The organism is Terriglobales bacterium, assembly GCA_035487355.1.
Taxonomy (GTDB): Bacteria; Acidobacteriota; Terriglobia; order Terriglobales; family Acidobacteriaceae; genus QIAW01.
Genome location: DATHMF010000089.1, coordinates 57231 through 78507, shown reverse-complemented (window position 1 = coordinate 78507; position 21277 = coordinate 57231). Strand labels below are relative to the sequence as shown.

Sequence of the window (21277 nt, the reverse complement as noted above, 5' to 3'; positions counted from 1 at the left end):
ACCATGATTTTCTTCGTGGCTATGCCCATTCTGCTCGGTTTCGGCACATATCTGATCCCGCTCATGATCGGCGCACGAGACATGGCTTTTCCCCGGCTGAACGCATTCAGCTTCTGGATTACAGCATTCGCGGGATTTTTACTCTACTTCAGCTTTGTCGGCGGTGGAGGTTTGTACGGCGCGGGAAGCGCTCCCGATGTCGGGTGGTTTGCATACGCACCACTCACATCCCGCGCTTTCTCCCAGGGACACAGTACGGACTTTTGGACCCTGTCGCTGTTGTTGTCCGGGATAGGCAGCATTGGAACCGGAATAAACTTTGTCGCCACCATAGTCTGCATGCGATGCCCCGGCATGACCTTAGGAAAAATGCCATTGTTCGCATGGTTGAACCTGGTTTTGGGCGGCATGGTGATCCTGGCCATCTCACCTCTTACTGCGGCTCAGATCATGCTTTGCATCGACCGCTATTTGGGAGGACATTTCTTTGACACACAAGCTGGAGGCTCCGCCGTTCTTTGGATGCACTTCTTTTGGATTTTCGGTCATCCGGAGGTCTACATCCTGATTATCCCCTGCTTTGCGTTTGCATCGGAAATCATTCCGGTGTTCTCGCGAAAGCCGATCTTCGGATACCCGGTGATGGTTGCGGCCACGGTGTGCATTGGGTTTGTAAGTTTCAGCGTCTGGGCCCATCACATGTTTACCGTTGGCATGGTCTCTTATGCGAACAGCTTCTTCACTCTCGCCACCATGCTGGTCGGCGTTCCCACCGGCATCAAGATCTTCAATTGGATCGGCACAATGTGGGGCGGAAAGTTGATTTTCAAGGCGCCAATGCTGTTTTGCATCGGCTTCTTATTTCAGTTCTTGGTTGCCGGTCTGACTGGAATCATGCTGGCTGCATCACCGTTCGACTGGCAATTGGGCAATTCTTATTTCGTCGTTGCCCACTTCCACTACGTCATCGTTGGCGGAATTCTGTTTACCATCTTCGCGGCGTTTTATTACTACTTTCCAAAGATGACTGGCCGTAGGTACAGCGAAAAACTGGCCCAGTGGCACTTCTGGCTCTTCCTCCTTGGGTTCCATCTCACTTTCGATTTCATGCACATACCAGGCCTGCTTGGAATGCCGCGTCGCATTTATACATACGAACCGGGACGTGGATGGGAGCACTGGAACTTGATCGTTTCACTAGGGGCCCTATTTCAGGTAGCTGGAGTCCTCGTGTTTGTCTTCAACCTTTCGTGGTCGTATTTCACGGGAGCCCACGCCGGACGCGACCCCTGGGATGCTTGGACCCTGGAATGGTCAACTGATTCTCCGCCTCCAAGCTACAACTTCGCGGAGATCCCGACGGTACGAAGTCGGCGGCCGTTGTGGGATCAGAAGCACCCGGAAGACCCGGATTGGCATTACGAATGACATGGAGACGGCAATGAGTAATACCACCACAGAGACAGTTGACCTCGTTCTTTCCTGGAGACTCCCCTCCCGCGGTCGAGTGGGAATGATCTGCTTTATTGCTGCGGAAGCGGCCGTTTTCACGATTTTCGTGGTTGCGTATCTTTTTTACGCCGGTAAGAGCATTTCCGGACCAACTCCTCGAGAGGTTCTTCATCTCCCGATTTTCATGAGCGCCTGTCTGATCGTGAGTAGCTTCACAATCCACGCAGCCGTAAAGGCCTTGGCCGGCGCCCGGACCGTTTGGTTCAACGTCTGGTGGTTCGCCACGCTCATCCTTGGTCTGGCATTCCTCGCCGGCACTGTGCATGAATGGACGATTTTGATTCGGCACGAAGGTTTAACGATCAGCACAAATCTGTTTGGAACCACGTACTTCTCGCTGGTCGGGCTTCATGCATTCCACGTGACCGTCGGCTTGCTGGTGATCGCCGTGACTGCCTGTGCAAGCCTTGCTTCCGCAGTCAGCCAGACGCATGCGGAGCGGCTCGATATTCTCGCGCTCTATTGGCACTTCGTCGATGGGGTCTGGTTAGTTGTGTTTACGGTGGTCTATGTCTTGGGCGTGTAACGGAAGAGAGGAAGGGTGATCGGGTGACGCAAGTGACAAAGCATACTGACTCGAGATTGACTGTGGCGCTCCCCGCTCCGTCCGTTTGGCCAGTCACGTTAGCGTTCGGGGTCAGCCTGACTGCTACGGGTCTCGTCACCAGCCTTGCGATTAGTTCCCTCGGCATCCTCATTTTCGCAATCGCGACGATCGGCTGGTTCCGAGACGTTTTCCCTCGCGAGAGGGAAGAAGAAATCTTGGTTGAGGTTCGTCCCGCCGAGGTTCAAGACAGAAAGCGGATCGTGGACCGACTGGAAATAGCGCCGGAGCTTGCTCGGGCAGTTCTTCCCCTGGAAATTTATCCGGTTTCCTCAGGAGTGAGAGGCGGGTTGGCGGGATCCATAGCGATGGCGGTGCTAGCGTGCACGTATGGCGTGATCCGGCAAGGAAGCGTGTGGTATCCAGTCAACCTGCTTGCGGCCACGGTATATGGAGAGTCCTTACGGTTGGCAACCCTCTCTCTTCGGGAGTTCTATCTCACGAGTTTTCTGATCGCAATTGGAATCCACCTTGTAATGTCGCTGCTGGTAGGTCTCTTGTATGGAGCCATGTTACCGATGTTTCCGCGACGTCCCATCGTCTTGGGTGGACTCGTGGCGCCCGTTCTGTGGACAGGGCTGATCCACAGTGTACTGGCTCTTATCAACCCGTTACTGAGTCAACAGATCGATTGGATGTGGTTCATTGCTTCGCAAATTGCGTTCGGAATCGCCGCTGGGGTCGTGGTTCTCCGTCATTCAACAATTCGCATCAAGCAACCAATACCCCTGGCGTTGAGAGCCGGGGTAGAAGCCCCGGGTTATGTAAGTCAGCGAGCGAGCGGAGACAAGGAATGAGATTTCTTATTGGGAAAGGATTGGCGTTGCTGGTAACTCTCGTTGGAGTTTCGGGCTGTAATGCTCCCGCGTTTCCCAAGCGGTCGATAGAGACAGCGGAGATTCCTGATCGAATTGCAGACTTTCAGGTTCTTTACACTCGGAATTGTGCCGGATGCCACGGACAGGATGGAAAAGGTGGCGCGGCATTGGCAATTAACGATCCTACCTACCTGGCGATTGCCGACGATCTTGTTCTTCATACCGCAATCGAAAAAGGAATTCGTGGGACTGCCATGCCGGCTTTCGGCCAAAGTGCTGGCGGGATGCTCACGCGTGAACAGGTTGAAATTCTCGTGCGCGGTATCCGACAGCATTGGGCACGTCCTGATCAGTTGCAAGGAGTTACTGTTCCAAGTCGGGTCGCATCTACGACGGGCGATGCTACGCGAGGCCTCGTTACCTTTCGGCGGTATTGTTCATCCTGTCACGGCGTGGATGGTGCAGGCGGAAAGTCAGCGAGTTCCATTGTAGATCCTTCTTTTCTTTCACTGATAAACGATCAGGAGCTTCGAACCTTGGTCTTAGTCGGCCGCCCCGAACTGGGCGCACCAGACTGGCGCGGCAATGTTGTAGGTCAGCCGATGAGTGACCAAGAAATCAGCGATGTGGTTGCCTGGCTCTCTTCTAAACGATCCTCATTTACCGATGAGTCGGCGGGAGTCAGTCCAAACGAAAGCGGTGGGGAGAAATGAGCACTCATAACGAAGTGACGAGACGCAAGTTCTTGATGAAGATCGGGATTGTCCTGAACGGCGCGGTGGCGACGGTGTTGGGGGCACCTATCATCAAATATCTGCTTTCTCCGGTTGCCAGGAGTAAAAAGGGGGATTACGCGGAATGGATCTCGCTCGGTGAATTAGAGCAATTCCCGGCGGGGGAAACACGCCTTGCAACGTTTCGCAATCCGATTGTGAATTCCTGGGACGGCGCGACCGCGGAGATTCCGTGTTGGGTACGCAATCTTGATGATAGTAAGTTCCAAGTTTTTGCAATCAATTGCGCCCACCTTGGCTGCCCGGTCCGATGGTTCCCGCAATCGGGCCTCTTTATGTGCCCTTGTCACGGCGGAGCTTACTATCAGGACGGTTCCCGCGCCTCGGGCCCTCCCGAACGTGGGTTGTTCGAGTATTCCTATCGTGTCGAGGACGGAAAACTGTTCATCCAGGGCCGTGAACTTCCGACACCCGGCGTCCGGGCTTCCAACCTGGTAAAGGAGATTCAGCCATGCGCTTGATGCGATCACTGGGAAGGTGGTTCGATGCACGAGTCCAAATTGCTGCCACGATCCGCGAAGTCGCTGAGCACCCTGTGCCCCGCAATACGGCAAGTTGGTTCTACGTTTTCGGTAGCGCTGCCATGGTGGTTCTGCTGCTCCAGGTCGTAACAGGCATTCTGCTGGCGCTAGTGTATGTGCCTTCAGCAGGCGAGGCCTGGACAAGCCTGCAAACGCTTAATCATGGGATTGCCCTCGGTTGGTTCCTTCGAGCGCTCCATGGTTGGGGCTCAAATTTCATGGTCGCAATCGTCTTGATTCACATGGTGCAGGTTTTTCTCTTCGGCGCACACAAGTATCCACGAGAGCTGACTTGGATCGTGGGCGTCTTTCTGATGCTGATGACTCTGGGAATGGCGTTCACGGGCCAGGTGTTGCGCTTCGATCAAGACGCCTATTGGGGTTTGGGCATTGGGGCTTCAGTTGCAAGCAGGGCGCCTTGGGTCGGCCGCTCGATCGTGAGCCTGATGCTCGGAGGTCCCATCATCGCGGGAACAACGCTATCGCGATTCTTCGCATTGCACGTTTTCGTCATTCCAGGCCTGTTGATAGCCTTTGCCGGGTTGCACGTCCTGATGGTGTTGAAATTGGGAATCAACGAGTGGCCGATGCCTGGCCGTATTGTTCGCAAGAGCACCTATCTGACCGAGTATCGTGAACTTACTCACAAGGATGGTGTCCCCTTCGTACCCAGTGCGGTATGGAAAGATCTGTTTTTTTCAGCTCTGATTCTGCTTTCTGTTGCTGCGTGTGCGTTGTACTTTGGTCCCTTCGGTCCCTCTGGACCTCCCGATCCGAGAATCATTCAAACCGCTCCCCGGCCGGATTTTTTCTTCTTGTGGCTTTATGCCGTCCTTTCCTTTCTTCCCCCGTGGATGGAGACTCCCGCCCTTCTGATTGGACCTGTCATCGCCATTGGTGCCCTGCTGGTTCTTCCGTTCGTCTTCGGCGAGGGAGAGAAGAGCTGGAAGAGAAGACCAATTGCGGTTCTGATCATCCTGCTTGTTTCGGTTGCTCTTGGCACCTTTACTCGCTTGGCACAGACCGCACCGTGGAGTCCGCGTATGGACGCGTGGAGCGGAATCCCTATTCCTTCCCCATTCCTTGAGAAGCGCACTTCACTGCAGAGACAGGGAGCATTGGTTTTTCAGCTCAAGCAGTGCCACAACTGCCACTCACTTGGGGATAGCGGAGGAAAGAGGGGACCCGATCTAAGCGCCGTGGCAGTTCGCCTTACTCGCGACCAGCTGATTCGGCAAGTGATTCAAGGTGGTGGGAATATGCCTGCCTATGGCAAGAATCTCAGCGCGCCGGAAACTGCCGCACTGGTTGCGTTTCTTGAGACGCTTCGGCCTGCTGGTCAACCGGCGGCGCAAGATGCGTCACGCTCCACAGCGACCAACATACGGCCCAACGCTACTGTCGGAGCCACGCGCTGATCGAAATGAACGCTCACAGTCATCTCGAAACGACCACCGCAGTGGGCTTGACATTCAATGCTGTACTGCTGGTGATCTGCGCGACATACCTGGTTTTATGGTTCAGGTTGCGAAAGAGCGACAGCCGAGTTTCGAGAGGAGCATGTGGTGCGTTTCTTGCGGGAGTTGCCGCGCTCTGGATTGCTCTGGGATCGCCTCTTTCGAGACTTCACGTCGAACTGCTGACTGTCCATATGGTGCAACACCTTCTGGCGATGACGGTTGGACCGGCACTGATCCTCCTCGGCGACCCTCTGCTGGTTTTCCAAAGGATCATGCCTCCCCATATTTGGGGGAGTCTGAAAAGCTCGCCCCAGGGTATTTGGCTGCAAAGTCTCGGGCACGCCCTAACGCGTCCCTATCTTTGCTGGGCTGGTGCTGCGGCAACGATCATTTGGTGGCACGTTCCGATGGCATTCGCTTGGGCACTGCGGTTTCCTGCCGTTCATGCTATGGAACTCGCGACGTTCGTTGCCTCGGGCTTCCTCTTTTGGTGGCCAGTTATCGAGCCATGGCCCGCCGAACGACTGTGGACTCGTTGGTCAATACCTTTGTATTTGTTCGCTGCTACTCTGCCGTGTGATGTCTTGTCGGCCTTTCTTTCATTTTCCGACCGCGTCATCTATGTCAATTATCAAACGCCATCCGTGCATCTCGGTATGACAGCTCTTGAGGATCAACAGTGCGCTGGGGCGTCCATGTGGGTTTGTGTAACCGTAATCATGCTTCTGCCCGCAGCATTCATCACAATGAAGCTTCTTTCCCCTGGCTCCGACACATTCCAACGTGGTGCAACTACGAGATCAGCATACGTCACTGAATTCCCTCAACTTTCTGCGAACGAGGTTGATTTAGCTGCACTCGTCACGCGGCCTGTAGATAGTCCTGTTGCAAATGAAGCTGGAAACAGTACCGCAGGCAGGGCTGAACAACGAGGAATTATCCGATGCCTCGAAGATTGGCAATGACTATGGACCCTGTCGCACACCCGGCTCCAGCCGCCCAGGCGCTTGTGTTAGGATCGCACGCACGTCGCTCGAAGAGTTGGAGGCTCAAGTCACTTCGAACCCTGGCCGACTACTGGGGGCTTACAAAACCCGAGATCAATTTCATGATTGCCATCACAACCGCCGGCGGCTTTTGGATGGCGGCAGATCCTGAGCGTTTTTCCTGGCTTACGCTCCTTCACACAGTGGCAAGTACGGTTTTCGTCGCTTCCGGAGCCGCGGCGTTGAACCAAGTCATGGAGAAACCGTATGACTCGCAAATGCGGCGAACGCAGGGTCGGCCTCTGGTGGTGGGAAGGATCAAGGCTTCCAGCGCATCCTATTTTGGGTGGCTGATCTCTCTTCTTGGTCTGGTCTACCTCGCGATTTCGACCAGTCGCATGGCGTCACTGTTGGCCGCTATTTCACTCCTCGGCTACTTGTTCCTATACACGCCACTGAAACGGAAAACCCGCCTTGCGACCTTCATTGGTGCGATTTTCGGGGCCCTACCCCCATTGATCGGCTGGGCAGCAGTCCGTGGAAGCCTCGAACCCAACGCGTGGGTGTTATTCGCAATCGTCTTTCTTTGGCAGATTCCACATTTTGCAGCGATTGCTTGGATGTATCGTGAAGACTATGCGCGTGCAGGCTATAGAGTAATGCCATCGGATGCATTTGGGGGTGCACTTGTTAGGTGGGAAGCAATGGTTGGGGCCGCGGTCTTAGTTCCGTTGGGCATAGCCCCGACACTCGGAAGTGGGTTAGGCCCAGTGGTTTCAGCTTCAGCCTTCTTGATAAGTGCACTCTTTTTGTGCGCGGCGGGCCGATTTGCGTTCTTTCCGTCTCGGTTCACGGCTCGGCGTCTCTTAGTTGCTTCCATCATTTATTTGCCGCTGATGTTTGGCGTGATCGCGGCCGCTAAGCGTTGATAGCTCGGATTGCGCCCAAGTCACCGGCAATCCGGATGTTAGTGCATCAGGAACTGTGCTTCGGAGATCCACCACAGGTGGTTAGTCTAGCTGAAGCAGCCTCAGGCTCCTGTGCTGAGTGTTGCATTTGATGTCGGTAACTGCCCATCACTCGCCGGGGAGCGGAACATTGCTCTTGTACCGCGCGCCGGAGCGGCGGTACAAAATCGGTACAATTTCAAATCGAGGGCGGTAAGACTATGATTTTTAAGGAGTTTAAATGGTGGCCAGGGACGGAATCGAACCGCCGACGCCAGCCTTTTCAGGGCTGCGCTCTACCAACTGAGCTACCTGGCCATTCTCACGCGATGGACTGGAGTGATTCGCAGCGAAGAACAATCCCTGCTGCTGGAAGCCGTATGCGTGCCGGACTTGCTGATTATAACGAACCGCCCGCATTTCACTCAAATTTGCTGGAACAAATATGAAAAAAAACTTACCCGGATTTTGAGGCGAAGACACTCCGTTTGCGGTCTTTTTCTATCTGGCGTAGTTCGCGGCGCCGTCCGGCATCTTCGTAGCGTCGCTTTTCCTCTTCTGTCTCCGGAACCACCGGAGGCACAGGGATATGGTGCCCATGCCGGTCCACAGCCACATAGGTCACATAGGCCGAGCCCACGTGGCGCTTGGTGCCGGCAATATAGTTTTCCACCCAGATCTTGACTCCCGCTTCCATAGACGTATTGAAGGCGCGATTTACAGAAGAGCGCAGAATCAGCAGGTCGCCCACGTGCACCGGAGCGAGAAAATCAAGGTGCTCAATGCTGGCGGTGACTACATAGCTGCGCGCGTGCCGGTGGCAAGAGAGGGCTCCGGCAAGATCAATAAAATGCATCAGTCTTCCGCCCAGCAGATTGCCCAACGGATTGGCATCGTTGGGCAGGACCACCTCAATCATCTCCGATAGGGACTCCTTCACCGGCCGGGGCAGCAGGTTTCCGTCGTGTTCGTTTGCAGGCATCGTTTAATGGTATTTATTGTAGCAGTTTGCTTTCTGGTCTAATTTCTTAAGGCTTCGCAACACTGCTCATTCTCCATCTGCGTGGAAACCGCGCGATATGGTACATTTTCGATGCGGCAGAAATCACTGAGGATCATGGCATGACTGAAGTAGACAGAGTAGCGATGTTGAAGGAATTCTTGAATACCAACCCCAACGATTCTTTTACACGCTACGGACTGGCGATGGAATATGCCAGGACAGGCGATCTGGAATCTGCTCTGACCGAATTCCGCACCTTACTGAAGATCAATCCTGACTATACCGCCGGATATCAGATGGCAGGGCAGGCGCTCATGAAAGCGGGCCGCACGGATGACGCCCGCCAGATGTTTGAGGATGGTATCGCCTCTGCCATTCGCACCGGGAATTCCCATGCCCGGGCCGAGATGGAAGGCATGCTCATGGAATTGGGTTAATCCTCTATCTATAAAGTTCATTTGGGTTTTGACTTTAGCGTGCGCCTGCAGGAGAATGGTAAGCGCTTACTTACATGGCCACCACACGCAGTGCCCGCCTCTCAGCTCCCGACCGCCGCCAACAGATTTTACAAGTCGCCGTGAAGCTTTTCGCGCGCCAGGGATATAACGGCGCTACTACGCGCGAGATCTCCAGAATGGCCAAGGTGAATGAGGCCATCATCTTCCGCCATTTTCCCACCAAGGAAGACCTGTATTGGGCGGTGATTGAGGAGCAGTGCCGTCCCGGCCGCTCCCGTACAAGTGGAGAGTTGCAGGGGCAATTGCAGGAGCAAGGCGATCTGCGGCAATTCCTTGTCGGACTGGCCAAACAGATTCTTCAACGCGACACCATGCTGACCCGGCTGCTGCTCTACAGCTCGCTCGAAAATCATAAGCTCTCACAACGTTTTTTTCGGACCTATGTCTCCACATACCACGAGGTGCTGGCTGAGCATCTGCGCAAGCGCATGGAAAAGGGCGAGTTGCGAAAAATGGACCCGCTGCTGGCCTCCCGAGGATTCCTGGGGATGATAGGGAACCACTTCCTGATCCAGGAAATCTTCGGCGGCAAGCACTACCAGAAATTTAATGTCCAGCAGGTAGCAGAGACGTTGACTGACATCTGGTTGAATGGTGTGCAGGTGAAGAAGAAAAAACCAAAAAGCTAGTTTCGAGTTTCCAGTTTCAATCTTCGGGCCCCTCCCCCCTTGCCAGCTCGGGTCGTGGAAAAGCTCTTAGCCTTTAGCTCTTAGCTGTTAGCCAAAAACAAAAACCTCACGACGGAGGGCGCGGAGTTACGCAGAGGCTTTGACGAATCCGGTGGGGTCCCCTTGCTGGCTTGGGGTCTTAAAAACAGCTCCAAGGAAAGCTTTGAGGTCTTCGGCGGTCTACCCACCTCTAGGAATATCTGCCAAACCCGAGAAGGAGGGCGGAACAGATTTGCCCAAGGGGATACCAAGCTTGCTCGGGTCCCGAAAGCAGTTCCCGTTTCGTCTTCCCGACCCGAGCCGCGCTTTGCGGCGGAAGGATGGGGATTTTTGGAAGCCAGGGGGGTACCAAGCTTTGCTTGGGTGTCGAAACAGAGCCGGTTCCGTACAAATCTTGAAGCTCGAAACCTGAAACTGTCTTTTACGCGTCTTGTAGTGCCGGATACACTTTCAGCCCATGATGATCCACAGTTGTTCAGAAGGGCAAGAGTTTGATACCACAATGGGACCATGATAAAAGCAGCTCCAAGCTCAGCTCCAAGCTGCAAGAAATGTGCTGATTTCGCGGGATATGCCATCTTCCCGGCAGACTTAATGCAGTATTCGGGGTGGGGCTTCGTTGGCTTGGGTTACATGATCTGCGGCCTGATGCAGGGCCGCGAAGACGCCTCTATCAAACGGCCTCTGGGCTGGCAACGGAGTTTCGGACTCCCGCTCCAGCTTTTCGATTTGTTCAATCCGTTCTTGGGGTTGCGGGTGGCTTTGGAAGTATCCCTTTAAGGTTTCAAGGGCAACTTGTGAGATTTCTTCTTCGGGAGTGCTGGCCGTCCGGTTCTCCTGCCTGCACAATTTATCGAGCAGGCGGAACATCGAGATCGCTCCCTCCGGCGAGTAGGAGGCCATCATGGCCAGCCGCGTTCCTGCCCGGTCGGCATCCAGCTCCTGGTCTTTGTTATAGCCTTCCTTGAACAGGTCAATGGGCATCGAGACCAGACCATTGATCTCTTCCAGATGCAGCTTACGCATGTGCGCCTCAAACTGCACGCGCTCGGCGCAGTGATACAAATCAATGTGCTCGACCTCATGTCCCAATACCGAGGCCAATTGGTCTTCGGTTGTCATCAGGTCCAACATGCCGCGGCCAACGAAGACGTGTCCGCCGGGGAGAGCGAAGGCGTTGATGAGATTCCGGTCGGGTATGTAGTGAAAGCGGTAGGGAAGTTTGCGGTGGGCGTAAACGGAAACCCTCATTCCTACGCGCTCAACATAGGCTTGCACCAGGTGGTCATCGCCATCCTTGTTGCTTTTCGCTTGAACATTGATTTCGTCAAGATAACGCTGCGCCATCTCATCGCCTATGCGGATTTCTTCTTCATCACTGATGCGCGTCAGGCGGGCGGGTACACGGCTTATCTCCTGCTCGGTATCGGCGATGAGTCCTAAAACCGCTTGCGGCCCTACGTGGGTCTGCGCCTTCTGGCGTTCGGCCAGCAGCAACGCTCCCGCGCTCACCGCAACAATCACGAGTAGGAAAAGCAGGCGTTTCATAGGTATTCTCGGATGATCTCACGATAACGGGAGTACAGGAAAGAGACTGCGCCCAAGATCACGGCCAATACAATTAAGGTGAGTGCACGATAAGGTAGTTCAAGCCCCCAAACGTCAACTATTAGAACTTTGCCAATGCACAATAGCAACAGTCCTAAGCCAGAGAGCCTGTAACTACGCATGCCCACTACAAGAGCAAATATAAAGACAGCCACACCTTCCAATCCCCAACCAATCGTAATCATGGAATGAGAAAGCTCTTTGCCCAGCAGGACTGTCAGCAGGACTAGCGGAACAAAAAAGAAAACCTGATGTGGATTTTCCTCAATCCAGCGCAGTATGCGGTTGCTGCGTTCACTTGTCCATTCGCGCATCTTGAAGGCGAAGGGCAGAGTCAAGAAAAGCAAGGCAATCGTAATGCCCACGCAAAATGCCGGCCGGTGCATAGCATCGATTTGCATTGGCCGTCCTGACCATAAGTTGTAGGAAAAAGCGCGAAAGGCGACACAGGCCGTCGCAAAAAGCGCTTGATAATAGAAAGTTAGACGCTTTCTCAACCAGGCTGTCGCCATCAATGCAGAAGCAAGCACCGACCAGCCGATGACAACCTGCTCTTGATCCATGGCGACGCGCATGATTGCGCCCAGCGTAATCAATCCCAGGAAACCGATGAGCGCGGAGATTCTGAGTCCACGCTCGGTGCTGGACTCCCCGTCAGTCTCGGCACTACTCTCCAGCCGCCAGGAAACGTAATAGAGCACTAACGCCAGAGGCACAACTGTATAAACCCTGGGGTTCCAATGGCCGGGAACTTCAACGGCATTAAGGTTGGCAAACCAGATCCTTACGAAACTAGCGCCCAGCGCCACATAACTTTGCAGGCGGAGATGCAGCGACGGCCGGTTCATGCCAATTTCGAACAACACCAGAGCAAACAGGGTCCAGACAATCACAACGCTGACGGCCTGATGGGCTTGCATCTCATACCAAACCAGCGTCATAACCAGCGCAGAAGCCAGCCATGTATAGAGATTGGCGAGGTGGTTGGTGATGGAGAATTCTTTCAGGCGGCTGAGCGGAGCCATGACATAAAGCACGGCAATTACGATGCCGACGGTTACCAGCCGCAAGCTCATGTTGTGCCAGGTCTGATCCACTTGTAAGTTCACCAGCACAACTCGGCCAACGGCTACCAACGCCAGCAATCCTGATTTGATGGAGAACTCGCGCAATTTGAGATAGCGTCCGACGATGGCGGCAGCTAGGGCAAAGATGATCCAGATCGCCGCCACCCAGGCGTTGCGATACTCCACCCAACCTAGAAGGACCAACAGGAACGATGCAGCATAGTTGTGGGTCTGTCTTGCAATTGCATTGGCGGTGGTCTTTCTTTGCCAGCGCAAAGCCGCGCAGCCATAGAGCATGGCGGCGACCAGCGACACCGTCACGACGCGCACATTCAGAAGGCCTTCGCCATGCGGCATGTCAAAGTTGAACCACAGAGTTTGCACAAAGGCGGTCAGGGTAACCAGGTAAGATTGCCAGGAGAACTGCAGCGCTGCCGGCTTCTGCTTTCGCGTCATGTAGTCCATGACCGCTGCCAGCAGTAAGGCCTCAATCATCCACGAGACCGCAATCCAACCCGGCCAGGGTGCAACTTCATACCAGACGAGCAGAGAAACCAGCCCGGCTGCCGCCCAGGTGTTGAAATAAGAAAAGTAGCGGGAGAAACTCCGCTCTTCATCGCGGCTCAACCACGCCAGGATGTAAAACCCAATCGTGACTAGTCCAAGCGTTACCAGGCGCTCGCTTAAGTGCCCAAGCATGGGTTTGGTCAGGTCGAGATGGAAGTAAAGGGAGCGGCACAGCACCGCGACGGCCAGCACAGCCGATTGCACGGAGAACTCACGCAGTTTTCCATAACGAGCGACCGCGGACAGAGCCAGGGCGAAGAACATCCAACTGACCGCCATCCAGGAGTTGGGATATTCAATCCAGATGAGCAATGCGATCAGCAGGGAAGCCAGCGAGGTGTGAATTCCGCGTGCGGCAGAGGCCCACATCCGGTCGAGGGTGTGGTTCTTCCATGCGCACAGGTAAAACGCAAGCGCTATCAGCACAAAGCGCAGAGCGCGGAGATTGAAGTGCGATGCCGGGGCGTACGGAAGGTCAATATCGTAAGCCAGCACCCCGACGAATGCGGCTGCGACGAAGCCATAGGATTGGAAGCCGAGGTCCCAGCTCCCCAGGTATGCTCCACCCAGGATGAGCATAAGAGCCAGGGCTGCCCACAATACCGGCACCCAGGAGTTGGCGAATCCTACCCATACTGCGGAAAATGCCATTACCGCGGCAATATAAGAAAATGCTCGCAGGCAACTCAGTTCAAAATTCGAGGTGACCAGTTTTTTCCAATAACGTGGGGTAGCAAGCGAATTGAAGTAGAACAGCACCGCAGCCAATCCGAAGACCATGGCGTGAGGTAGATCGTTGCGACTGCTGAGCCCTTGTGTCGCCAGAATCTGTATTGTGGCGACCACGCCTGCCAGCATGCCGAAGTAGCGGAAGAGAACTTCACGCGCGAAGATTCCAGCCAGGAAAAAGGCTTCAGCTTCCAGGAGCCAGAGCACCGAAAGATGGGTCGGTTCTGGCGAATAACGGATATAAAATGCCGCCACCAGCAAGGTTGCGCCAATGGTGGAGAGCATTACGAAGGCCAATCGGCGCTTGCGTATGCGCAGCAGTTGCCCCAGTATGAATTCAACCGCTCCGAATGTTAGAACGAATGCGAATTCCCATTCTGGATGTACCGACTGGTACTTCAGCATATACAACAGGCCGAAGCTGTTCAGCAATGCGGCTAGTGTAGAAACTTTTTCTTCGTGGTCCGTTTTTACCTTACGAACCAGGTAAGAAATACGGAAGATTGCCCAATAGACGAGCAGAATGCCTGCGCTGGCGGGGAATTGATCGAACGGCTTATGACGGCCTGCGCGCTCGACGATAGGTTGCAGCCAATAAAAGTGATTAATATAGGCCGCTAAAATTCCCAGGACTTCGAGCTCAAACCAGTTGTAGCGGCAGACTAGTACGACGAGTCCGAATGAGAGCAGTGCATTGGCCACGAGGGGGTAGACCTGATCGCTATGGCCAATCCATACGGTTGAGTAGGCCAGAATAAAGGCGGCACCCGTAACCAATTGTGATTGATAGCGCAAGGTGTGAGCCACCATGCCAACGGCTACGAGAAAGAGCAAGACAAACCCGAGGATATCTGATGGAAGGACTTCGGCGCCTTTTAAAAAACGCATGGCATAGGTGGTAACGAATATGATTGCCCAGCCACCGCCAATGCTGACCCTTCCTAAAATGACATAGCGTTCCTGTTTTTCCAGGAAAATACCGAATACCAGAATGCCTATTCCCGCCAGCATCCCTAGCGCAATTCTTTCTTTGGCCGACAGGTTATGCCACTCATAAGATAGAAAGAGCGCAATTCCCAAGACCAGCATTACGACAGAAATTTTGGCCAGCCAGTTTGTGCCAATCGTCTCTTCCAGATTTCTCTTCGGCTTCGGCGGAGGCGCCGAAGCGTATCCTGCGAATGAAGGCGCAGTTGGTGCCCGCATTCCTGCTGGTTGTCCAACCGGTGACGTGACACGAGCTGCAGATGACGGCGCACTCACATGTGGCGGCGGCAGTGGGGCGCTCGGCGGAACATGCGGCGCGGGCGGTGTGACTGGTTTTGCTGCCGGCGGAGGCGCCGGAGTTGGCGGATGTACATCCGCCGGATGTGCCGCTGGAATAGCGGAAACTGAAGGTGTAGACGGAACTGATGGCGGCGGAGCCACCGGTGGTGGAGGAGTTGGCGGCGCTGCCGGCTTAGGCGTGAAAGGCTCCGCGATCGAGGGCGGCGCTGCCTTTGGCGCCGGGGGCTCTCCAGGAATTGCGATGGGTGCGATTGGCGAGGGAGCCGGTGGAACCGGCTTTGGCTCTGCAGCCGGTCTCTTTTCTGCCTCTGGCATGAAGCGCGTGACGGCCGCTTCGGTGGCGGCGGCCGGGGCCGACTTGGCTTCTTTGGCTGCAACCACTGCGGGATGCTCCAGCTCATGCAGCCGTCGCAGCACCTGCTGCTGGTTCAGCTCCAGCCCCTTCATGCGGGCCTGCAGCTCGCGCCAGTGTTCGTCTTCTTTTCTTGCCAGCAGGTATCGCCGCAAGGCTGTCGTAAAGAGAGCGGCAAAGATGAGAAGAACTGGGAATTGTAAGCTCGCGCTGGAGGTAGGCCCACCTGCTATAGCCGCAGCAGATATCACCCACAGGATGAAAATTACGATAAGTTCTACCATTGTTTTTTTATGGAACAGCAAAACCACTCGTATGCACAGTGTTAGATCAGTTTCACAATTGGGTATGAATAAGAGTCGAAATCTCAGGGGCTAAAGCCCCCATCTGTTTGCGTCTCAACGCCGGCCTGAAGGCCGGCTCTTCCACGGTAATTCTCACATCGTCTCTAAAGCCCAACAGATTCTCTGCTATCCAAACCCATTATGAAACTACTTTAAGTTCTGTGACACAAATAGAACGCTATTTCAGGACCATCTTGCAACCTAAATTTTTGGAAGGCGAAGGTGGAAAGAATACAACAACTTAGGCAGGAAGAAACAGCTAAATCTTAGCGGACGCGCGAAGGGCTGGGCTTGCGGGAGGCCGCGGGCGCGGCCCCCAATTTACGCAGGCGATCGCGAGCTTGTGAGGCTTCAATCGAGCGCGGATAGCGCTGAACGAGAGCATTCAGCTCCTTGATGCCTTCCTGCTTTTGTCCAAGTTCAAGCAGCGCGAAGCCCTTCTTGAGTTGGGCAGCAGCGGTCTTGTTGCCGCCGGCGTATTGCTCCAGCACTTTGTCGTAGTCCGTGACTGCCTGCTGGTAGTTTCCCTGGCGGTATTCAATATCTGCAACATAGAACTGTGCGTTTCCCGCAAGTTCAGTGTCACTGTAAAACTTCATGTAGTCGGCGAACTCTTGTGAAGCCAGGTCGTAGCGGCCGGCGTTGTAATCGCGCAGAGCGTTGTTATAGAGCACGTCTGCCGGCGGGGCCTGGGCTTGGGGCGTTGTAGGAGTAGTTGGCAGGTTCTGGTGAGTGGCGTTCATATCGTCAATCTGCTTGCTCAGCTTGGCCACACGCGCCTTAAGCTCATCGAGCGAATCGTGCAATGCCTGGACTTGCCCTGAAACCTGGTCCAATTTGCCGCCGTTGTCGGTATTTTGCTGTGTCAGATTTTTCTGCAGGGTATCCACCGCCGTGGACATTTTGTTGACATTGTCGGTGCTCTGCTCGATCAGATTTTTCATCTCGCCCATGTGCTCGTCGAACGATTGCTTCATCTGGGTCATCTGAGCCTGCAGGTTCTGCACCTGCGTCTGCAACTCGACAATCTCTTTGCTGACGCCGAACGCCGGAATCGAAGAGAATGCGAGCAGCAAAGCAGCAAGGTAGAGTACTCGTTTGTTCATAGTCCTCTCTTTGGATAACTACAAGAGTTATTGTAGAGCGTGTTTCATGAATACCCCAAGTGAGTCGTCAGGGTTAGTAAACAGTGTCATATCAAGAGGCCCGGGGCTAAAGCCCAAACTCTACGAACCTTACCCCCGGCTAAAGCCGGGGGCCCCACCGTTTAAACTTCTATTTTTGCAACACGAAGTGGCCACGGCGGTTCTGCTGCCAGCATTGCTCGTTCGATTCGCTGCAGAAGGGCTTCTCTTTGCCGTAGCTAATAGTCTTGATGCGGTCTGCGCTCACTCCGTTGCGCGTCAACTGATCACGAACCGCGGCAGCCCGGCTGTCGCCCAACGCAAGGTTGTATTCAGTTGAGCCGCGCTCATCGCAATGGCCCTCAATGGTAAACCTCAGGTTGGGATGTTGCTGCAGGAATTGTGATGCCGAAGCGAGATTTTGCGTCGTTTCGGGGCGCAGGGCGAAACTGTCGTAGTCAAAAAATACGTCCTGCACCAGGCGAGCGAACATCTGCTCTTCGCTTTCCGTGACCGGAGTGGTTGACATAGCTTCCACGGTGACGCGCGCCGTAGCATCCTGCGTTCCTCCCGGGCCTTTGGCAATGAGCCTGTAGGTGGTGGAATCGGCCGGGCTCACGGTCTTGGAGCCGTTCGGATCCACCTTGCCGATGCTTTCAATGGAAACATCCGTGGCGTTCTCCGTGCGCCATGTGAGTTGTGTAGACTGGCCTGCTTGAATCGAATCCGGATTGGCCGAGAGCGACGCTGTAGGCTGCGGCGGCGGTGGCGGTGGGGGTGGTGGGGGAGCAGTGCTCTTTTTTTCGCAGCCGGCTATTAGCAAGAGCGCCGCCAATAAGGTCAACACGATGAACTGCCTAGTACGGTTTTTCACCTCATGCCTCCAGGAACATCATAAACTTCAAACCCAGGATTACTGATAAAGTTATATCGCATTACGATAGAAATCTATTTCCAACTCCAGTTCGGCTGAGAATTTTCGCCGCTGCTGGTTAACGCATGTTGTTTGGTGCCATCGGCGAGCATGCTCCGGATCTCCGAGCGTCCGCCCTGTCTGGATTCATACACAATATGCCGTCCGTCGGGCGACCAGGAGGGGAAGTCGTTGACGCCGGAATCGTGAGTCAACTGCACCCACTGCCGGGTGGTGACATCCATAAGGTAAATGTCCTGGCCTCCAGGATCTCCTGCTCCGTAGCTGCGCCTCCAGGCAAATGTCAGCAGTTGTCCATTCGGTGACCAGGAGGGCGAAACCGCGTAGCCGGTATCGGTCATGCGTTGTACGTTGGTGCCGTCGGCATCCATGATGTAAATCTGGGGTTCACCGGTGCGGCCGCTGACGAAAGCGATCTGCGCCCCGGTTTTGGCGTTCCATGCCGGTGAAGAGTCGGGATGGCCGCTGGAAACCGTAAGCCGCTTCGGGTTTGCCCCGGCGGAGTCGGCCACATAAATTTCTGAGTGCCCGTGCATGGAAGAGGAAAATGCTATCTTGCTGCCATCCGGCGCCCAGGCCGGTGAGATATTCGTTCCGTTGTAAGTTGGGAAGCTGACGATTCGCCCCAACTCCAGCGAGTACATCATGAGTTCCAGGCCGCGTTTTGCAAAGGAAGAGAATATGATGCGGGTGTTGTCGGGCGAGACCCGGGGTGAAAGCGAGGCGATGGAGCCCAGATGCGTCAGTTGGGACTGTGCGGCACCGTCATAATCCATCTGCCAGACTTCCTTATGGCCGCTGCGTGAACTGATGAAATAAACCTTGGTCTCGGCGATGCCGTTAATTCCACCGCCCAGGCGGAAGATGATTTCATCAGCAAAGCGGTGCGCCTGCAAACGGGCATTGTCGGGCGATGCCGGGTCGCTGTATTGCTTGCCCAGCACCATGGGGGCGCTGGAGTTGCGGGCATCATAGAGCCAGCCTTGCATGGCCACGTTCGAGCCTGAAACTCCGAAGTTGCCGAAGGCCACCATGCTGGCATTCACTGGAGGATTGCTCCACGTCGCCAGTTGCAACTCGGCCGGCGTGCCGGGAACGCTCAGCGGATAAAAGCTCTTCGAAACCAGGTCGAAGATGCCGGCGTTATCCAGGTCGTTCCACAGGGTTTGGTTGAAGACGGTGAGAAGCGGCGCCGTCTGCGGATCAGCGCCCGCAGCCTTAAAGTCAGGCACCGCCAGCCGTACTTTTTCTACTCCCAGGCCGGTACCGGTGCGGATCCAATCCGTTTGCGCGTAAAGCAAAGATGATGATACGAGAGACAGCAGAATCAAAACCGCCAGTCGCTTGATCATGTTATGCACTCCGTTCCTTGCTTATAATTTAAAAGAATCTATTACTACCTGATTACTGCCTTTTATAATCAAACCAGAATTCTACAGAAACCTTGCTACCTCTGTATCCCCCAGGCAGCGGACCAAAACTGTCAATCCGTTGCAGGGCGCGAATCGCCGATTGATCGAGCGAAGGCACGCCGCTGGATTGCTCCACCTGAATGTTTGTGGGTTCTCCACCGCTTTGAATGTCAAAAACGATGTAAACCCGGCGCGACGCCGTAATACTCGGGTCCACCTCATATTTCATCCAATTTTCAGAGACTTTGCGCCGCACCACATCCACGTACCAACCGAATTGACTGCCAAAATCTCCCGCGGGTCCTGTAAAGCTGAATCCGCCCTTGGCATTGTTTGCCGTGAACACGCCAAATGGGCCGCTCACCGGACCGCCTTGTCCAAAAGGAACACGGTTATCTTCCGGCGGAGGGATACGCGGTTTTTCCGGGCTGGTGTGCTGATCAGGCTTCTTTTTTGTATTTTGATCGGGGATCAACAGAGCATTGGGCTGTTGCTCAACGGTTTGCGGCTTCGATTCAGTCAGCCCTTTGGATTCATTCGCTACCACATTTTCTGTCTGCTCAGGTTGCGACGGCAAGGGAACCGGGGCGCGACTCACCAAGGTTGCGCTCATGGCTTCTCCAATTTCGGTGCTACCCCAATTTTCTCCATGACGTGAGCTGATGATGCCGCTGTAGACGATGATGGAACCGAACAGAAGCACATGCATCCCCGCCGACCAGGTGAGATAACCTCCCCACGGCTCGCGTTCGAGGTAGATATTGTTGCCGTTCGGTTGCATCTTACTTCACCGTATTCTCCTGCAAGGGTTGCGTCACAATGCTTACGTTGGTAATTCCCGCTTGTTTCACCGAGTCCATGACCGTGGCGAACGCACCAAAAGGCACATTTTGGTCGGCCCGCAAGAAAATGGATTGGTGCTCCGGATCGCGGACCTTCGCCCGCAACTTCTGCGGAATCTCGTTAATGTTAATCGGATCGTTTCCCAGGAACACCCGCTGTTGCTTATCAATGGTGATGACCAGCCGCTCTTCCGTGATTTCTTTGACGGTCCGCGTTTTGGGGACATCCACATCGATCCCCGATTGCAAAATCGGCGCCGTCAGCATGAAGATAATAAGCAGCACCAGCACAACATCCACCAGCGGCGTAATGTTGATCTCCGCCAGCGATGACTGCGTGCGTCCGCTCTTATCGGTGAAAGCCATTAACGTCTCTCCACAGTAGTTTCTGTGGATACCGCTGCATTGCGCTCCACGGCATTCAGCATCTCCAGCGCAAAATCGTCCATGCGCGCGCCGAACTCGCGGATCGTCTGGGAAATCAAGTTATAGAAGATGACTGCGGGAATGGCTGCAACTAAACCCGCCGCTGTAGTGATGAGGGCCTCGGAAATTCCAGGTGCAACGGCGCGCAATGTGGCGGCCCCGGCGGTGCCCAGTCCGTGGAATGCGTCAATAATGCCCCATACGGTGCCAAACAGCCCTATAAAAGGAGTAATTGCGCCCGTAGTCGCCAGCCAGGGCAAACGCCGTTCCAGGCGGGTCAGCTCCTCGGATGCGGCAATCTGCATCGAGCGGCGGATTGCCTCCAGGCTGCGGATCGTCCCGCTGGGGTTCCCAACCTGCCGGCGGTACTCTTCATACCCACCCTCGAACACTGCCACCAGGGGACTAGGTTTGAATTGCTCAGCTACCGCAGAAATATCCTGAAGCCGCTGGGCCTTGCGGAAGGCGCGCACAAAGCGTCCGCTCTGGCTCCGCGCTCGGCCAAACCGGGCCCACTTGGAAAGAATGATTCCCCAGGAAAGTACGCTGAACCCAAGAAGAATCAGGAGAACAACTTTGGCAACCAGACCGCTGTCTTGAATGAGATTAACGATCTCGTTTTCGACAATGCATGTTGAAATGAGGTGTATGGTCATCTCGATGGAATTCGAGTGAAAGTGGCTATATGCAACCTAGCATCCAGTGTACGCCCTCGTCAATCATCGGTCAGTTAATTTTTTTTATAGGACGAATT

Annotated in this window: 19 protein-coding genes and 1 tRNA gene; 10 read left to right on the top strand and 10 right to left on the bottom strand. The window is 54.6% G+C overall.

The window, feature by feature from the left end; all coding sequences use genetic code 11:
• The 8 genes from VK738_16640 to cyoE form a co-directional block, all read left to right on the top strand.
• Nucleotides 1-1428 (top strand): cbb3-type cytochrome c oxidase subunit I (locus tag VK738_16640; GenBank protein HTD24288.1); only part of this gene is annotated, 1428 nt, incomplete at its 5' end.
• 13 nt (nt 1429-1441) lie between these two features.
• Nucleotides 1442-2038: a heme-copper oxidase subunit III gene (locus VK738_16635; GenBank protein HTD24287.1), complete on the top strand. Its 597-nt coding sequence runs from the start codon at nt 1442-1444 to the stop codon at nt 2036-2038.
• Between the two features lie 281 nt (nt 2039-2319).
• Nucleotides 2320-2913, top strand: a complete 594-nt coding sequence (locus VK738_16630; protein ID HTD24286.1) for a hypothetical protein — start codon at nt 2320-2322, stop codon at nt 2911-2913.
• Nucleotides 2910-3647: a c-type cytochrome gene (locus VK738_16625; GenBank protein ID HTD24285.1), complete on the top strand. Its 738-nt coding sequence runs from the start codon at nt 2910-2912 to the stop codon at nt 3645-3647. The genes VK738_16630 and VK738_16625 overlap by 4 nt, the downstream gene beginning before the upstream one ends.
• A complete protein-coding gene (locus tag VK738_16620; GenBank protein ID HTD24284.1) occupies nt 3644-4189 on the top strand; it encodes a Rieske 2Fe-2S domain-containing protein in 546 nt (181 codons plus the stop codon). The genes VK738_16625 and VK738_16620 overlap by 4 nt, the downstream gene beginning before the upstream one ends.
• Nucleotides 4180-5667, top strand: a complete 1488-nt coding sequence (locus VK738_16615) for a cytochrome b N-terminal domain-containing protein (protein HTD24283.1) — start codon at nt 4180-4182, stop codon at nt 5665-5667. Before VK738_16620 ends, VK738_16615 begins: the two co-directional genes overlap by 10 nt.
• Before the next feature lie 5 nt (nt 5668-5672).
• Entirely contained in the window at nt 5673-6674 is a 1002-nt protein-coding gene (locus VK738_16610) for a cytochrome c oxidase assembly protein (GenBank protein ID HTD24282.1), read from the top strand.
• Entirely contained in the window at nt 6653-7624 is a 972-nt protein-coding gene (cyoE, locus tag VK738_16605; protein ID HTD24281.1) for a heme o synthase, read from the top strand. Before VK738_16610 ends, cyoE begins: the two co-directional genes overlap by 22 nt.
• A gap of 260 nt (nt 7625-7884) precedes the next feature.
• Here the strand turns inward: cyoE and VK738_16600 are convergent.
• A tRNA-Phe gene (locus VK738_16600) sits at nt 7885-7960 on the bottom strand.
• Nucleotides 7961-8099: 139 nt separating this feature from the next.
• Nucleotides 8100-8624: an acyl-CoA thioesterase gene (locus VK738_16595; GenBank protein HTD24280.1), complete on the bottom strand. Its 525-nt coding sequence runs from the start codon at nt 8622-8624 to the stop codon at nt 8100-8102.
• A 140-nt stretch (nt 8625-8764) separates the two neighbouring features.
• On the opposite strand from VK738_16595, the gene VK738_16590 reads away from it, so the two are divergent.
• Both VK738_16590 and VK738_16585 read left to right on the top strand, forming a co-directional pair.
• Complete coding sequence (locus VK738_16590; GenBank protein HTD24279.1) at nt 8765-9082, top strand: tetratricopeptide repeat protein; 318 nt, start codon at nt 8765-8767, stop codon at nt 9080-9082.
• A gap of 74 nt (nt 9083-9156) precedes the next feature.
• Nucleotides 9157-9792, top strand: a complete 636-nt coding sequence (locus VK738_16585) for a TetR/AcrR family transcriptional regulator (GenBank protein ID HTD24278.1) — start codon at nt 9157-9159, stop codon at nt 9790-9792.
• Between the two features lie 630 nt (nt 9793-10422).
• Here VK738_16585 and VK738_16580 read toward each other — a convergent pair.
• The 8 genes from VK738_16580 to VK738_16545 form a co-directional block, all read right to left on the bottom strand.
• A complete protein-coding gene (locus VK738_16580; protein ID HTD24277.1) occupies nt 10423-11379 on the bottom strand; it encodes a M48 family metalloprotease in 957 nt (318 codons plus the stop codon).
• On the bottom strand, nt 11376-15725 hold the full coding sequence (locus VK738_16575) for a DUF2339 domain-containing protein (protein HTD24276.1): 4350 nt from the start codon (nt 15723-15725) through the stop codon (nt 11376-11378). Before VK738_16575 ends, VK738_16580 begins: the two co-directional genes overlap by 4 nt.
• A 326-nt stretch (nt 15726-16051) precedes the next feature.
• A complete protein-coding gene (locus VK738_16570; GenBank protein HTD24275.1) occupies nt 16052-16891 on the bottom strand; it encodes a tetratricopeptide repeat protein in 840 nt (279 codons plus the stop codon).
• Nucleotides 16892-17060: 169 nt separating this feature from the next.
• A complete protein-coding gene (pal, locus tag VK738_16565; protein ID HTD24274.1) occupies nt 17061-17783 on the bottom strand; it encodes a peptidoglycan-associated lipoprotein Pal in 723 nt (240 codons plus the stop codon).
• A 74-nt stretch (nt 17784-17857) separates the two neighbouring features.
• Nucleotides 17858-19195, bottom strand: coding sequence for a Tol-Pal system beta propeller repeat protein TolB (gene tolB, locus VK738_16560; protein HTD24273.1), 1338 nt, complete (start codon nt 19193-19195; stop codon nt 17858-17860).
• Between the two features lie 52 nt (nt 19196-19247).
• Entirely contained in the window at nt 19248-20036 is a 789-nt protein-coding gene (locus tag VK738_16555) for a TonB family protein (protein HTD24272.1), read from the bottom strand.
• 1 nt (nt 20037) lies between these two features.
• Nucleotides 20038-20463 (bottom strand): biopolymer transporter ExbD, encoded by a 426-nt coding sequence (locus tag VK738_16550; protein HTD24271.1) that lies wholly within the window; start codon nt 20461-20463, stop codon nt 20038-20040.
• Nucleotides 20463-21179, bottom strand: a complete 717-nt coding sequence (locus tag VK738_16545) for a MotA/TolQ/ExbB proton channel family protein (protein ID HTD24270.1) — start codon at nt 21177-21179, stop codon at nt 20463-20465. Before VK738_16545 ends, VK738_16550 begins: the two co-directional genes overlap by 1 nt.
• Nucleotides 21180-21277 lie beyond the last annotated feature (98 nt).